Genomic DNA, 14,440 nt, shown 5'->3' with positions numbered 1-14,440 from the left:
TACCGTAAAAACTGGTTCTCATTAATAGAACCTCATATACTAATGCCACCATAAAACAAAAAAAGAGCTATTATGAAACGCTATTTTCCAATGACAGTACTTGCAAGTACCATTCTTGCAGGCTGTGCTTCAACAAGTATCACATCAGGTGATGTAGAAAAAGCCTATCAAAGCATCAACTCAGAGCAACTAGCAGAGCACATTAAAGTGTTAGCTTCTGATGAATTCGGCGGCCGTGCACCATCATCGAAAGGTGAAGAGCTAACGCTTGCCTATTTAACTGACCAATTTAAAGCATTGGGTTTTGAGCCTGGTAACGGTGATAGCTTCTTACAAGAAGTACCGCTTGTTTCACTTGAAGCAGACTCAAACATGGTACTAACCATTGGCGGCAAAGATTATCAGTATAAAAAAGATATGGTAATGGGTAGTAGCCGTATTAGTGCTAAACAAAGCATTAAAGATTCTGAATTAGTATTTGTTGGTTATGGTGTAAATGCGCCAGAGTACAACTGGAACGACTACGAAGGCTTAGACGTAAAAGGCAAAACAGTTGTAATGCTAGTTAATGATCCAGGTTATGCGACTAAAAACCCAGATTTATTTACTGGCGATGCCATGACTTATTATGGTCGCTGGACATACAAATATGAAGAAGCAAGTCGTCAAGGTGCAGCTGGTGCAATTATTATCCACGAAACAGCACCAGCTTCTTACCCATGGTCAGTTGTTGAAAACTCTTGGAGCGGTGAGCAATTTGGTTTCCAAAAAGAAAATAACAACATGGATCGTGTTGCTGTTGAAGGCTGGGTAACAACTGATGTTGCCAAAGAGCTATTCACAAAAGCAGGTTTAGATTTCGATACTATGAAAGCAAATGCTGCAAAAGGTGCTTACCATATTGATATGGGCGACCTAACAGCTAGCGTTGAAGTAAATAACACGATTAAAAAGTCAATTTCATATAACTTCATTGCAACGTTACCTGGCAGCGAAAAGCCAGACGAGCACATCATTTACTCAGCTCATTGGGATCACCTTGGTACAGATAAAACACGTAAAGGTGACCAAATTTATAATGGTGCCCACGATAACGCGACAGGTACTGCAGGCTTAATTGAAGTTGCAGAAGCATTTGCTAGCCTTCCTGAGCACCCTAGCCGCTCAATGACTTTCTTAGCAGTAACCGCTGAAGAACAAGGTCTACTTGGATCAAAATATTACGCTGCAAACCCAGTGATCCCAGCTTCTCAAACTGTTGCAAACATCAACATGGATAGCTTAAATCTATTAGGTAAAGTGAAAGATATCAGTGTTGTTGGTATCGGCAAATCAGAAATGGATAGCTTGTTAGAAACAGCTGCTAAAGCACAAGGCCGAACTGTATCTGGCGATCCTAAACCGTCTTCGGGTGGTTACTATCGTTCTGATCACTTTGCATTTGCAAACATGGGTGTACCAGCAATGTATGCTGGCGGCGGCAGTGAAGCCCTTGATGAAGAAACTGCAAATTACCGTAAGCGTATGAGCTTAGTTCTTCGCGGTTGTTACCATCAGCCTTGCGATCGTTACCGTGATGAATGGGATTTATCAGGTGCCGTTCAGGATCTTCAGTTATTCTATCAAGTAGGTTTTGATATTTCAGAGCGTAAAGAATGGCCGACCTGGAATGCGAGCTCTGAGTTTCAACGCAAATAGATGCAAATGAGATTGATTTTCATTTAAATCGGTAATACAGTGTAACCTGATTAATTTTTAGGTTGCACTGTATGCTCTCATTAACACAAACGAGGTATTCCACCCATAAAGCGAGGTGTTATATTACGGACAATAAACGCTTATTTTTACCCCTATTATTGTTAATTTCTTTGGCAATACCAGCAAGCCGTGAGTTTACCCTCCAAGCGTTAAGTGATGCTTTTTTTCAAGTATCTGTGTTTGTTGCAGCCACTTTATTAATCTATTACTACTTGATTGATCGGCTACCTCAATTACAGCTCAGCTATTTACGAGCTAAATCAGGCATCCTAGAAATCGGTTTTGCGTCAATCTTAGGTGCTTTACCTGGCTGTGGAGGTGCCATTATTGTAGTTACCCAATTTACCAAAAAACAAGCTAGCTTTGGCTCTGTGGTCGCAGTATTAACAGCAACCATGGGGGATGCTGCATTTTTGTTATTAGCAACCCGCCCTCTTGATGGGTTATTAATGATGGTAATCGGTGTTAGTGTAGGCGTAATTAGCGGACAGGTGGTTAATACATTTCATAAATCAGATAAGTTTCAACCTACGCAGGCCAGTGACTTCAGCGAACAACCTCAATGCCAACCAAAAGCTTTAATATTTAGCCGCCCGGTTTGGAAATTTGCCTTAATGCCAAGCTTGATTGTTGCTATTGTTATTGCCACCAATACCGACCTTAGCGTATTTGGTAATGGTATTAATCATGGCATTACCTTATTTGGTTCAATCATGGCGCTATTTATTGTAGTTGTATGGGCTCTTTCATCTAAAGGCAGCAGTTATAAACAAGTGACCAGCGAAGAAGCTCCATGCAATCCACCTTCAAAGCTCACGAAAGTGTTAATGGACACGCACTTTGTTACAGCATGGGTTGTCGCCAGTTTCATGCTATTTGAAGTTTTAGTTAATTTGCTAGGTGTTGATTTAAAAGCATGGTTTTCTGAATATGCTTATCTTGCTCCCTTGGTAGCTGTAGCAATAGGTTTGTTACCAGGCTGTGGGCCGCAAATTGTCGTAATGACACTTTATATTCAAGGCATTATCCCATTTAGTGCGATGGCAGCAAATGCAATATCAAATGATGGCGATGCTCTCTTCCCAGCCATCGCATTAGCACCAAAAGCAGCTTTAATGGCGACAGTCTATTCAACAATACCTGCGCTGTTACTCGGTTATGGATTGTACTATTACGGTCTTTAAAATATAAATTAAATACTATAAAAAAAACCAGCCGAGGCTGGTTTTTTATTTATTAATAATGTTAGCTCATAGCCATCATCATTTTTGCAGGATCTTCTAAATAAGACTTCCACAAGTTATTGAAGCGGGCAATTGTTCCGCCATCAATCACTCGATGGTCGCCAGACCAGCTTACTTGCATAATGGCTGCTGAAACCACATTACCCTGTTCGTCAAAACGAGGTAAATGTTGTAACTTACCTAATGCAACAATGGCCACTTCTGGTTTATTGATGATCGGGGTTGCAATTGTGCCGCCAATAGCACCAATGTTAGAGATACTAATTGTACCTCCTTTTAAATCATCTGGTGATACACGTCCATCCCGTGCTGCTTCAGTTAAGCGCGTAACTTCATTTGCAACATCAACAATACTCTTTGACTGACATGCTTTAACATTTGGTACTAATAAGCCAATCTTAGAATCAACCGCCATACCAATGTTATGGTCGTCAAAATAAGTCAGCTCACTACAATCATCATTCACTTGTGAGTTAAGTACTGGGAACTGCTTCATTGCAAGCGATAGAGCCTTGATAAAGAATGGCATCATAGTTAACTTAACGCCCTGTTGCTTATACTGCTCTTTAAGTTCGCTTCGCATAGCAATCAATTTTGTCAGGTCAATTTCATCACAAAAAGTAAAATGAGGAATTGTCGATACTGACGCAACCATTTGCTTAGCCATTGCCGCTTTAATGCCTTTAATAGGCTCAACATGACTACCACCAGCCGTGGATGCTGCAGTTTTTACAGGCTCTGCCGCTTTAGGAGCAGCTTGTTGTGTTACTGCTTGGCTTGGTGATTCGTTCAAGAAATCTTCGATGTCTTGCTTGTAAATTCGGCCATTTTTACCAGAGCCTGGTACTTGCGTTAAATCTACATCAAGTTCACGTGCTTTACGACGAACAGCTGGTGAAGCAACTGCTTTCTTATTAAGTTGTTTAGTCTCATTTGATGCAGACACAGGCTTTTGTGCTGGCTTAGTCGCTGCATTTGTTTGCGCTTTAACTACCGCAGAGCTTACATCAGGCTCTGAGTTTTGGCCTACAATGCTCATTTGGAATAATGGACTGTGAACAGCGGCAATATCGCCTTTCTTATAATAAAGCTTTTCAACTTTACCTGTATATTTAGCCGGAATTTGAACCAATGCTTTGTCTGTCATTACATCACACACAGCTTGGTCTTCAACGATTTCATCACCTTCGCTGACTAACCACTCAACGATTTCACACTCAACAATACCTTCACCGATGTCAGGTAAAATGAAATCTTCTAAATGTTCACCAGATTCAGGTAGTGCGGCTGCTTCAACTGGAGCTTGAGCTTCTTCGTTTTGCGTAGCTGCTTCACCATCAACATCCATCGCAAATAATGGCGCATGTACTTTAGCAATATCACCTTTTGCATAATAAAGCTTACTGATCACACCATCATGGACAGCTGGAATTTGCACAAGCGCTTTGTCGGTCATGACGTCACAAATTGGCTGATCTTCTTTTACAGAATCGCCCTCTGCAACTAACCATTCAACAATTTCACATTCTACGATGCCTTCGCCGATATCTGGCAAGATAAAATCTTTAGACATACTGACTCCTAAAACTCTACAGATTGCTTAATCGCAGCAAGCACTTTAAGTGCATCTGGCACATATTCTTTTTCAAGTGCTAATGGGTATGGCGTATCTAAACCACACACTCGAGCAATTGGCGATTCAAGGTGTAAGAAACACTCTTGTTGAATTGTTGCAACGATTTCTGCACCAAAACCATTTGTGATTGGCGCTTCGTGGCTAACCACTAAACGACCGGTTTTGGTTACTGATTTAGCAATTGTCTCAACATCCCACGGTAAAATAGTTCGTAAGTCGATGACTTCACAACTAATTCCTTGCTCTGCTGCTTTTTTAGCGGCATCTTCAACGATTTCCATTTGTGCACCCCAAGCAAGCAAAGTAACATCAGTACCTTCTTGAATGACTTCTGCTTTACCAAGCTCGATGCTGTAATCCTCTTCTGGTACCTCACCTGTTGATGCACGGTATAAGCGTTTTGGCTCAAAGAAAATAACTGGGTTATCATCTTTAATTGATGCACGAAGCAAACCTTTTGCTTGATAAGGGTTACGTGGCACAACAAGTTTCAAACCCGGTGTATGAGCAAAATATGCTTCCGGTGATTGTGAATGATATAAACCACCCGCAATACCACCGCCATAAGGAGTACGAATTGTTAGGTTGCCTACATTAAATTCATTACCACTACGGTAACGGAATTTAGCAGATTCATTTACGATTTGGTCAAATGCAGGAAAAATATAATCTGCAAATTGAATTTCAGCTAAAGCAGGCGCACCAAAAGCAGCTAGACCATTAGCAAAACCTAAAATACCTTGCTCAGTTAATGGTGTATTAAACACACGGTGCTTACCATATTTTTCTTGTAAGCCAGATGTTGCACGGAATACACCACCAAAATAGCCAACGTCTTCACCAAAAATACATGCATTTGGATGCTCTGCCATGGTGATATCAAGGGCAGAGTTAATTGCATGAAGCATGTTCATTTTAGCCATTACTTTAATCTCCCTGCAGTTGTTGGATAAGCATCAGGATGCTGCAAAATGTGCTCTTTTAATTCTTCGTATTGTTTTTGCAGTGATGGAATTGGCTTATCATAAACATCAGAAATAAGGTCTTCTAATGCTGGTTTTGCAACTTTTTCAGCGCGTTTAAGAGCCGCTAAGATTTCTTCACGGATTGTTTCTTTATCTTTTGCGTCTTGCGCTTCGTCTAACCAACCTTGTTTTAATAACCACTTACGGAAACGCTCAATTGGACAGCCTTTATGTTTTGCTTCTTCGTCTTTTGTACGGTAGCCGCTAGGATCGTCACTGGTTGAGTGAGCACCTAAACGATAGGCAATCGATTCAATTAAAACTGGTTCACCTTTGGTAGTAGCAATTTCACGGGCTTTTTTCGTTGCAGCATAAACTGCAAGCGCATCAGCACCGTCAACACGAATTGTTTTAATGCCATAGCCAACACCGCGTGATGCAATACCATCACCTTTAAATTGTTCATCTGCAGGTGTTGATATCGCATAGCCATTATTACGTGCAAAGAAGATAACCGGTGCTTCATGAACTGCAGCCATATTTAAACCAGCATGAAAATCACCTTCAGATGCCGCACCTTCGCCAAAATAACAAATGGTGATGTTATCAATCGTACTGTTCAACTCACCTGTTTGGGCATCAATGTGACGAACTTTTTGACCATACGCATAACCTGTTGCTTGCGGAATTTGCGTACCAAGCGGAGATGAAATGGTCATATAGTTGAGTTCGCGTGAGCCGTAGTGAATTGGCATTTGGCGACCTTTACCCAAATCTTTTTCGTTTGAAAACATTTGGTTCATGAATTGGTCTAGGCTAAAACCACGATAGCGTAAAGCGGCTTGTTCACGGTACTGGGCCATGATCATGTCATTTTGGTCAAGCGCTGCAGCCGATGCCGTTACAGCAGCCTCTTCACCTAAACATTGCATGTAAAAGCTAACTCGACCTTGACGCTGTGCTGCTTGCATACGCTCATCAAGCGCTCTAATAAAACGCATTGTCTCGTATAAACGGATTGCTGTTGCTTTGTCGATATCGGGTGCGGTTGCACCTTCGTGGATGTCGCCTTCCTCATTAAGAATGCTTAATGTAGGGATCGTTAATGCGTGACCATCAATAAATGACAGTTCATGATTAATGTTTAGCGATACGTTATTTGGATTACTCATAACCTACCTTCTTTCGTTGTCAGAAACCTACGCCACTGCCCTTATTACTATTTTTATCAGCATGAGCTGTAAGGATAAAGTTTGCGTAATATTCAATCTAATTAAATTAAACTGCCGTCACTTTACGTTAACGTAAGTTGTTATTCAACTAATCATAGACGAATAGGTGATAAATGGCTAAAAACGCATGGAAAGTTAACTATACAACGAAATAAATTCTTTATTGTCATATAGTTAACCAAAAATCGGTGGGTGATAATGCAGAGATTTTAAATAAAGTTGCTATCAACTTGCATTGGTACAACTGTAAGTAAAGCACGTTGACCTAAGGCTACATCAGCATTTGGGAAGATAATAGCTTCGCCGTCCACTTCCGCTTCATATCTGGTCTGACCATCAGTTGCTAATAAATCCCCCTTTGCAAAACCGGTGAAATTTTCGACATCATCAGCAAATGGGAAACTAAAATCTTCGCAAGTACGGTTTATTGTTCTATAAACTGAAAACAACTCAAAATCCCCTGCATTAAATTCTTTGTAATTAACAGTTTCCTGACTAATTAATGCAATTAATGTTTGTTTGGTTTTCTCAAATCGTGACATATCATTTTCGCCAAATGGCTTTACTTGACCAAGCTCTACGGTAAATGAATCAGCACCATGTACAAACGATGAGTAGTAGCTAAAAGTTGTTGCCGCTGATTTCATCATTAATACAGTGTTTACACCACAGCTAAGTAAGAATTGCAGCTGTGATTTTTTCCACGGTTTACCATGTAAGAATGGATACACAGCGAACTTTTCATTTTTAGAGCCTCGAATTGCAGTATGCAGGTCATAATGAAAACGTTCACTACCTTGGTTGCCTCTTGCAAAGAAATCAGAAACTACATCTTCAAGTAGCTTTGCACGAACTCGCTCAGGATTTGAATCAACCCCCTCAACAGTGTGATGACCATTAAATAAACGATTTAAGTTTTCATCAACAAAGCGTTTACCGATATTTATCGATTTTGGATTACCAAAAATAAACAATACACGCTGTTTAAGTACAAGTTCTTGTGTAATGATTGCCTTGATTAATTGGTCACAGATTTCAATTGGTGCTGTTTCGTTACCGTGCACCGCACTCGAAAGTACAATATCTTTGTTTGTTTGCTCTTTTGGTTGAAACTCTATGATGCCAGTATCGTGAACTGTGACATCAGTGCCGTTTTCAAGGTTAAAAGCACAAGAATCTAGTGAAAATTCATTGTTTCGGGTTAGTGTTAAAAAGTCGCCAGTACTTTTTAATTTTTGGAGATATGAAGGAGTTGAATAGCTCATAGTTCTATCCTAAAAATACGTGAGAGTAGAATACAAAAACGGCTGAGAATCTCAGCCGTTTTAAAGGGTAAAAAAGAATTTAGCTAATTACTGAATCAACCAGCTTTTTCGCTTCTTTTTCTAATAATGCTAGATGCTCTTCACCTTTGAATGATTCAAGGTAAATTTTATAAATGTCTTCAGTGCCCGATGGACGAGCAGCGAACCAACCGTTTTCGGTAACAACCTTCAAACCACCAATAGCCGCATTATTACCCGGTGCATGGGTTAGCTTCTGTGTAATTGTATCGCCTGCTAACGTGTTTGCTTTTACATCGTCTGCTGATAACGCTTTTAAACGTGATTTTTGCTGCGCATCAGCGGGAGCATCAATACGCTTGTAAATAGGTGCACCGAACTCTTGTTCAAGCTCTTTATAAAGCTGTGACGGTGTTTTACCCGTTACCGCTAAAATCTCAGCAGCTAGTAAGCCTAAAATAAAGCCATCTTTATCAGTGTTCCACACGGTACCATCGAAGCGTAAAAAAGACGCCCCTGCACTTTCTTCACCACCAAAAGCGAGAGTACCTTTGCTTAGACCTTCAACAAACCATTTAAAGCCTACAGGTACTTCTTTTACTGCACGGTTATTTCGAGTAACCACTTTATCAATCATGCCGCTAGATACTAGGGTTTTGCCAATAGCAACATCTTTTGACCAGTTACGGTTATTTAATAAATAGTCAATTGCAACTGCTAAAAAGTGATTTGGGTTCATTAAACCATCAGGTGTCACTATACCGTGACGGTCATAATCTGGGTCATTTCCAATACCGATATCATAGTCATCTTTTAGCGCAATAAGGTTAGTCATTGCATAAGGAGATGAACAATCCATACGAATTTTGCCATCTTTATCTAAAGGCATGAACGAGAACGTTGGATCAACAGACTTATTTACGACCGTTATGTCTAAATTATATTTTTCTGCAATTACAGGCCAAAAATTGATACCTGAACCACCTAAAGGATCCACACCTATTTTGATTTTTGCATCGCTGATTGCTTTTAAATTAACGATGTTAACTAAATCATCTACGTATGGTGTAATTAAATCTTGGTACTTAATAAAGCCCGAGCGTGATGCTTTAGCATAAGGGAATAACTCTACTTCAACTAAATCTTCTAAAAGTAATTGATTCGCTCTGTCTTCAATCCATTTAGTCACATCAGTGTCAGCAGGGCCACCGTTTGGTGGGTTGTATTTAAAGCCACCGTCTTCTGGCGGGTTATGTGAAGGTGTTACAACAATCCCATCTGCTAATTCATTTGGGTTTTCTTTATTATGACAAACAACAGCATGACTGATTACAGGAGTTGGTGTGTAATCATCATTTTCTTGTGCGATGACTTGTACTTCGTTTGCAACAAGTACTTCAATTGCAGAGTTAAAAGCGGCTTCACTCAATGCATGGGTATCTTTACCAAGGAATAGTGGGCCAAAAATGTTATTTTCTTTACGGTAATCACAAATTGCTTGTGTGATCGCTAAAATATGCGATTCATTAAATTTTACATCGAACGAACAACCACGATGGCCAGAAGTACCAAAAGCAACACAGTGCTCTGGGTTTTGTTCCAGATCAGGTTCATTTAAGTAATAAGCCGAGATCAGTTTTGGTACATTCACTAAGCTTGATTGCGGTGCAGGTTTACCTGCATCAGGATGAATCGCCATATTATTTCCTTATGGATTATAAGTAATCACGAATTTTTTCTGCTTCATCCGCGCTATAGCCTAAGCACAGTGCCACTTCGTGAAGCATCATTTTTTTTCTGGTTGTATTTGAATTTGTCATCACCCAATACTCAGTATCAGTGATATTTTTTGGATTCATGCTGCTACCGCTTTCAAGAAGTGCTTCTTTGCTTGTAGCAAAATAAACACGGTCACGGCCTTTAATTTCAAGTACGTTAGCAAAATCTTTCTTATGCGTTCTGTATAAAGCAGCAAGTATAAATAAGAATCGACCAACAACACCTTTTTGCATTGCTAGCTCTTCTTTGTTTAATACATTAAACACATTACCTTTCACTTGTGTCGATGCTGTGACAGTTTCAGCAGCCTCGTCAACATTTTCGTCGCTTGGTTCGAGACTTGATTCTTGTTTTGCTTCTTCTTTTACTTCAACAACTGGGTGTTCTTGTTCAGTTTTAGTAGTTGTTTCAACTGGGGCATTGGCGCCATCAGAGAGGTTTAATAAACGACGTAAAATGGTTGATGCACTTTCACCAATACTTTGCGTGTTGCTTGCAATGTATTGATATAACTCGTCGTCTATGTCGATTTTTTTCATGTTATTCCTGTCTTTACGGGTCACATTTTAAAAGTTCTCAATGATTATACCTAAGCTCGCAGCAATTCTCTATGTTTTGCATTTTGTAATTTCACTAGGCAAAATACTGCCATTAAAATTAGGAGTTGAAAATGCTATTAAACTACCAACAATTGGGTCAAGGTTCAGACGTTGTATTGATCCATGGTTTGTTTGGCTCGCTTGAAAACCTCAATGTAATTGCAAAAGCCTTAGCTGAAAATTACCGGGTTACCAATATTGATTTACGTAACCACGGTAGATCTTTTCACAGTGATACAATGAATTATCACGCAATGGCTGATGATGTTAGTGAATTACTAAAACATTTAAATATAAGTAAGGCTCACATCATTGGGCATTCAATGGGTGGTAAAGTTGCCATGCAATTAGCACTTAATCATCCGTCGCTCATCGATAAACTTGTGGTGTTAGACATTTCTCCTGTTGCCAATGCCCCCCGTCATAGCGCTATTTTTTCAGGCCTCAATGAGGTGGCAGAGTCAAATGTAGCTGATAGAAAAGCCGCTGATGAGATTCTTGCAAAACACATTGATGAGATGGGTGTCCGTCAGTTTTTATTGAAAAGTTTTGCTAAGAATGACGAAGGCAAATACCAATGGCGCTTTAATTTAGCGGTTTTATATCAGCAGTATGAAAATATTTTAGCGCGAGTTGGTGAAAATGATTCTTGTTTATGTGATACTTTGTTCATCAAAGGTAATGATTCAGATTACATTTTAGCTGAGCATCGACCCGCAATTATGGCTTTATTTCCTAATGCTAAAGCAAAAATTATTCATGGTGCAGGTCATTGGCTACATGCGCAAAAACCACTTGCCGTTAATAAAGCAATCAGTGATTTTTTAGCACAATAATTGCGCTGATAAAATTCGCTGTTTTTGATCGTGCGCACTAAATTATTACAAAATTTTGTGCTATAGTACGCGCCGTTTAATTTAAAGGTTTATACGTTGATGGTCAGTCAGTTAATTAACGAATTTGATACCTTAGGGTTGTATTTTGGCTTAGCTGGTATTTTCTTTTTTATTGGAATGGCAATTCAAGATGTCCTTAAAAAAGGTGATGTACCACGATTTGGCCGATACATCGTTTGGTTAGTGCTATTTTTAGGCTGTTCTGGGTTTATAGCGAAAGGGCTTATACAAGTCTTCTGGCAAGGCGCAGGTGTGGGCTAGACATGGCAAAGTCAGAAACAGATAGAACAACACCCGATTTATTTGAATACGAAAAACGTCCAGGTAGACCTAAAACGAATCCCCTACCTCGTGACATGCAATTAAAAGTAAATAAACGTAATCAAATAAAGCGAGATAAAGCACGTGGTTTAAAGCGTGTAGAATTTAAGGTTTCATCACAGTTATATCAAGCATTAAGCGATATGGCAGATGCGCAGAATATTAGCCGTAGCGCGTTGATTGAAACAATTTTACAAGAAAGATTGGCTATTGATAGATAGAAGGTTTTAAATCCATGTCAAGCGTAGGTATTTTTTTCGGAAGTGACACAGGCAATACTGAACACGTAGCTAAAATGATTCAAAAGGAATTAGGTAAAAAGCTAGTTGCAGTTCATGACATTGCAAAAAGTTCAAAAGAAGAGATTGCTGAATTCGATTTATTGTTATTCGGTATTCCAACTTGGTACTACGGTGAAGCTCAATGTGACTGGGATGACTTCTTCCCTGAATTAGAAGAAGTTGACTTTGAAGGTAAACTAGTAGCTATCTTCGGCTGCGGTGACCAAGAAGACTATGCTGAATACTTCTTAGATGCAATGGGTATGATCAACGATATCGTAACTGAGCGTGGTGCAATCGTTGTTGGTCATTGGTCTACAGAAGGTTATGACTTTGAAGCATCAAAAGCTCTTATAGATGACAGCAATTTTGTTGGCTTAGGTATTGATGAAGACCGTCAACCAGAACTTACAGAAAAGCGTGTTAAAGACTGGTGTGCTCAGGTTTATGAAGAAATGTGTTTAGCAGAACTTGCTGATTAATAACAAGTACTACTCGCATTTACTAGCTGATGTAAAGATGCACAACCAGTTCATTTTTGTTCAAAAAAACTGCAACAAGACGAATTGTTCTTTGCACTTAGTAACTAGGCACGTTATTCTAACAGTTGCTAATGTGTCGTGTGCATCTTAATGATGCCTAGTAAAACTAAATAAAATTGAGACAGATTGAATGACTGATCACAACTTGGAATTAAAAAAAGCAGGGTTAAAAGTAACACTGCCTCGTATTAAAATTTTAGAGATTTTACAATCTCCAGACAACCAACACATCAGCGCTGAAGATGTCTATAAAATTCTTTTAGACAAAGGCGAAGAGATTGGTCTTGCAACTGTCTACCGTGTTCTAAATCAATTTGATGATGCAGGTATTGTATCTCGCCACCACTTCGAAGGCGGAAAATCAGTATTTGAATTATCGGGTAGCACTCACCATGATCATTTAGTTTGCCTTAAATGTGGTAAGGTTGTTGAGTTTGAAGACGACACTATCGAACGTCGTCAAGAAGAGATCGCCAAAGAGAATGGCATCAAACTAACAAACCACTCTCTTTACCTATACGGTGAATGTGAAGACACTGCTGCGTGTAAAGAATTCGCTGAATCAAATAGCTAATTGAGTATTAAATTCAGACATAAAAAAACCTGCTTAGAAGCAGGTTTTTTTATGTCTGAATAGCAACTCGTTTAATTAAGTAATCTATTTTGAGGCAACAAAAACATCGTTGATAACAGGCAAAAAAATCATTATTTAGTTGTTCTAAATGAGAAATTTTAACGCAGTTAGCGATAGATTTAACCCTTAAAATGACCAAGTATTATTACGAGTAGTATTAAAATCAATTAGATGATATCTAATAGCTCAACGTCAAAGATTAGCGTTGAGAAAGGAGCGATTGCCGCACCAGCACCGCGCTCACCGTAAGCAAGTTCGTGTGGTACGTATAAACGCCACTTAGAACCAGTACCCATCATTTGTACCGCTTCAGTCCAACCTTTGATTACACCGCCCACAGGGAACTCAGCTGGTTGACCACGCTCATATGAGCTATCAAATACTGTACCATTGATTAGTGTACCGTGGTAATGTGCACGGATAGTTGAATCTGCAGTTGGCTTTTCACCGTCGCCTGCAGTAAGTACTTCATATTGAAGACCTGACTCAGTTACTGTTACTTCAGGACGTTTTGCATTTTCTTCTAAGAATGCAATACCTTCAGCTGCAAGAACTTTAGCTTCTTCTTCACGACGAGCTTGGATCTCAGCGTTGATTTTCTCAAATGCTGCTTGAATTGCTGGGATTTCAACTTGGAAATCGTTACCAGTGTATGCGTCTTTCATACCTTCAAATACAGAGTTTAAGTTTAAACCTTCAAATGGATTCGCCTTTAATTGCTCACCCATTTGTAAACCAATACCGTAACTTGCTTTTTCAGCGTCTGTTGTAAAATTATCTGACATGTTTTAATTCACGTTTATTTAGTTAAAAGACGTGGTCATACTAACATAAAAAAACAACGAATATCGCCTAGTTTTACTGCGTTTGCTCAGTGTTTGCACTAATTCGCAGCTTTATTTTATCAATAACGAAAGTCGCAACTGGTAAAGTGGCGATCATCGATGCAATAAAAAAGCCACTCATTAAGCCCTCTTTGCCTAACATGATTAAAGGCACAACAATAAGCCCTATCGAAGAAATTACAAAGGCTGCGATAGTAGGCCAGTGTTTGTCGTATTTACCAATGAGATGACCAACTAATACATTAAAGCCTATTCCATAAGCTATTGAAGATAATAATCCATAATCAGGTTGTGCATCATGGGCCATGGCAACGAGTACGTTGATTCCGCTGTGATAAAAATAAGAAAAGATACACCAAAGTAAAACATGTTTTACAAAACGTATTGGTGTAAAAGAAGACTCGCTTGTTGACATTACTTATCTC

Annotated in this window: 15 protein-coding genes; 7 read left to right on the top strand and 8 right to left on the bottom strand. The window is 39.3% G+C overall.

Annotated features, from left to right (window positions below; translation table 11 throughout):
* Positions 1 to 72 precede the first annotated feature (72 nt).
* Positions 73 to 1,698, top strand: coding sequence for a M28 family metallopeptidase (locus tag J3455_RS11360; protein WP_239978073.1), 1,626 nt, complete (start codon positions 73 to 75; stop codon positions 1,696 to 1,698).
* 71 nt (positions 1,699 to 1,769) lie between these two features.
* Entirely contained in the window at positions 1,770 to 2,942 is a 1,173-nt protein-coding gene (locus J3455_RS11355; protein WP_167657702.1) for a putative manganese transporter, read from the top strand.
* A gap of 61 nt (positions 2,943 to 3,003) precedes the next feature.
* Here the strand turns inward: J3455_RS11355 and J3455_RS11350 are convergent, their stop codons facing one another.
* The 6 genes from J3455_RS11350 to seqA all read right to left on the bottom strand — a co-directional run bounded on the left by J3455_RS11350 (position 3,004) and on the right by seqA (position 10,436).
* On the bottom strand, positions 3,004 to 4,575 hold the full coding sequence (locus tag J3455_RS11350) for a dihydrolipoyllysine-residue acetyltransferase (RefSeq protein ID WP_294087231.1): 1,572 nt from the start codon (positions 4,573 to 4,575) through the stop codon (positions 3,004 to 3,006).
* 8 nt (positions 4,576 to 4,583) lie between these two features.
* The gene (locus J3455_RS11345; RefSeq protein ID WP_130051548.1) at positions 4,584 to 5,561 is read right to left on the bottom strand and encodes an alpha-ketoacid dehydrogenase subunit beta; all 978 of its coding nucleotides are present in this window, start codon (positions 5,559 to 5,561) and stop codon (positions 4,584 to 4,586) included.
* Complete coding sequence (locus tag J3455_RS11340) at positions 5,561 to 6,775, bottom strand: thiamine pyrophosphate-dependent dehydrogenase E1 component subunit alpha (protein ID WP_239978104.1); 1,215 nt, start codon at positions 6,773 to 6,775, stop codon at positions 5,561 to 5,563. The genes J3455_RS11345 and J3455_RS11340 overlap by 1 nt, the downstream gene beginning before the upstream one ends.
* Positions 6,776 to 7,044: 269 nt before the next feature.
* Entirely contained in the window at positions 7,045 to 8,100 is a 1,056-nt protein-coding gene (astE, locus tag J3455_RS11335) for a succinylglutamate desuccinylase (RefSeq protein ID WP_167657705.1), read from the bottom strand.
* 79 nt (positions 8,101 to 8,179) lie between these two features.
* A complete protein-coding gene (pgm, locus tag J3455_RS11330; protein ID WP_167657706.1) occupies positions 8,180 to 9,817 on the bottom strand; it encodes a phosphoglucomutase (alpha-D-glucose-1,6-bisphosphate-dependent) in 1,638 nt (545 codons plus the stop codon).
* 16 nt (positions 9,818 to 9,833) lie between these two features.
* A complete protein-coding gene (gene seqA / locus J3455_RS11325) occupies positions 9,834 to 10,436 on the bottom strand; it encodes a replication initiation negative regulator SeqA (protein WP_167657707.1) in 603 nt (200 codons plus the stop codon).
* Between the two features lie 131 nt (positions 10,437 to 10,567).
* Here seqA and J3455_RS11320 point away from each other — a divergent pair, with 131 nt between their 5' ends.
* The 5 genes from J3455_RS11320 to fur all read left to right on the top strand — a co-directional run bounded on the left by J3455_RS11320 (position 10,568) and on the right by fur (position 13,110).
* The gene (locus J3455_RS11320; RefSeq protein ID WP_349561744.1) at positions 10,568 to 11,332 is read left to right on the top strand and encodes an alpha/beta fold hydrolase; all 765 of its coding nucleotides are present in this window, start codon (positions 10,568 to 10,570) and stop codon (positions 11,330 to 11,332) included.
* A gap of 99 nt (positions 11,333 to 11,431) precedes the next feature.
* Positions 11,432 to 11,653 carry a DUF2788 domain-containing protein gene (locus tag J3455_RS11315; RefSeq protein ID WP_036968243.1) on the top strand — a complete coding sequence of 74 codons (222 nt, stop codon included), beginning with the start codon at positions 11,432 to 11,434 and terminating at the stop codon, positions 11,651 to 11,653.
* A 2-nt stretch (positions 11,654 to 11,655) separates the two neighbouring features.
* Positions 11,656 to 11,934, top strand: coding sequence for a LexA regulated protein (gene ybfE, locus J3455_RS11310; RefSeq protein ID WP_004586673.1), 279 nt, complete (start codon positions 11,656 to 11,658; stop codon positions 11,932 to 11,934).
* Between the two features lie 14 nt (positions 11,935 to 11,948).
* On the top strand, positions 11,949 to 12,476 hold the full coding sequence (gene fldA / locus J3455_RS11305; protein WP_130051554.1) for a flavodoxin FldA: 528 nt from the start codon (positions 11,949 to 11,951) through the stop codon (positions 12,474 to 12,476).
* A 190-nt stretch (positions 12,477 to 12,666) separates the two neighbouring features.
* Positions 12,667 to 13,110, top strand: coding sequence for a ferric iron uptake transcriptional regulator (gene fur, locus J3455_RS11300; RefSeq protein ID WP_130051555.1), 444 nt, complete (start codon positions 12,667 to 12,669; stop codon positions 13,108 to 13,110).
* Positions 13,111 to 13,337: 227 nt separating this feature from the next.
* Here the strand turns inward: fur and bamJ are convergent, their stop codons facing one another.
* Positions 13,338 to 13,955: a BamJ family beta-barrel-assembly machinery protein gene (gene bamJ, locus J3455_RS11295; protein WP_130051556.1), complete on the bottom strand. Its 618-nt coding sequence runs from the start codon at positions 13,953 to 13,955 to the stop codon at positions 13,338 to 13,340.
* A gap of 73 nt (positions 13,956 to 14,028) precedes the next feature.
* The gene (locus tag J3455_RS11290; protein ID WP_130051557.1) at positions 14,029 to 14,430 is read right to left on the bottom strand and encodes a hypothetical protein; all 402 of its coding nucleotides are present in this window, start codon (positions 14,428 to 14,430) and stop codon (positions 14,029 to 14,031) included.
* Positions 14,431 to 14,440 lie beyond the last annotated feature (10 nt).

Origin of the sequence: Pseudoalteromonas sp. NFXS39 (assembly GCF_040148775.1) — a bacterium.
GTDB lineage: Bacteria > Pseudomonadota > Gammaproteobacteria > Enterobacterales > Alteromonadaceae > Pseudoalteromonas > Pseudoalteromonas apostichopi.
Note: the sequence above shows the minus strand (reverse complement) of the source record. Positions and strands in the feature narration are given on the sequence as shown.

Excerpts from the sequence above, each read along its gene's own strand:
- J3455_RS11360 (WP_239978073.1), top strand. The coding sequence starts at position 73 with ATGAAACGCTATTTTCCAATGACAGTACTTGCAAGTACCATTCTTGCA.
- J3455_RS11355 (WP_167657702.1), top strand. The coding sequence starts at position 1,770 with ATGCTCTCATTAACACAAACGAGGTATTCCACCCATAAAGCGAGGTGT.
- J3455_RS11350 (WP_294087231.1), bottom strand. The coding sequence starts at position 4,575 with ATGTCTAAAGATTTTATCTTGCCAGATATCGGCGAAGGCATCGTAGAA.
- J3455_RS11345 (WP_130051548.1), bottom strand. The coding sequence starts at position 5,561 with ATGGCTAAAATGAACATGCTTCATGCAATTAACTCTGCCCTTGATATC.
- J3455_RS11340 (WP_239978104.1), bottom strand. The coding sequence starts at position 6,775 with ATGAGTAATCCAAATAACGTATCGCTAAACATTAATCATGAACTGTCA.
- astE (WP_167657705.1), bottom strand. The coding sequence starts at position 8,100 with ATGAGCTATTCAACTCCTTCATATCTCCAAAAATTAAAAAGTACTGGC.
- pgm (WP_167657706.1), bottom strand. The coding sequence starts at position 9,817 with ATGGCGATTCATCCTGATGCAGGTAAACCTGCACCGCAATCAAGCTTA.
- seqA (WP_167657707.1), bottom strand. The coding sequence starts at position 10,436 with ATGAAAAAAATCGACATAGACGACGAGTTATATCAATACATTGCAAGC.
- J3455_RS11320 (WP_349561744.1), top strand. The coding sequence starts at position 10,568 with ATGCTATTAAACTACCAACAATTGGGTCAAGGTTCAGACGTTGTATTG.
- J3455_RS11315 (WP_036968243.1), top strand. The coding sequence starts at position 11,432 with ATGGTCAGTCAGTTAATTAACGAATTTGATACCTTAGGGTTGTATTTT.
- ybfE (WP_004586673.1), top strand. The coding sequence starts at position 11,656 with ATGGCAAAGTCAGAAACAGATAGAACAACACCCGATTTATTTGAATAC.
- fldA (WP_130051554.1), top strand. The coding sequence starts at position 11,949 with ATGTCAAGCGTAGGTATTTTTTTCGGAAGTGACACAGGCAATACTGAA.
- fur (WP_130051555.1), top strand. The coding sequence starts at position 12,667 with ATGACTGATCACAACTTGGAATTAAAAAAAGCAGGGTTAAAAGTAACA.
- bamJ (WP_130051556.1), bottom strand. The coding sequence starts at position 13,955 with ATGTCAGATAATTTTACAACAGACGCTGAAAAAGCAAGTTACGGTATT.
- J3455_RS11290 (WP_130051557.1), bottom strand. The coding sequence starts at position 14,430 with ATGTCAACAAGCGAGTCTTCTTTTACACCAATACGTTTTGTAAAACAT.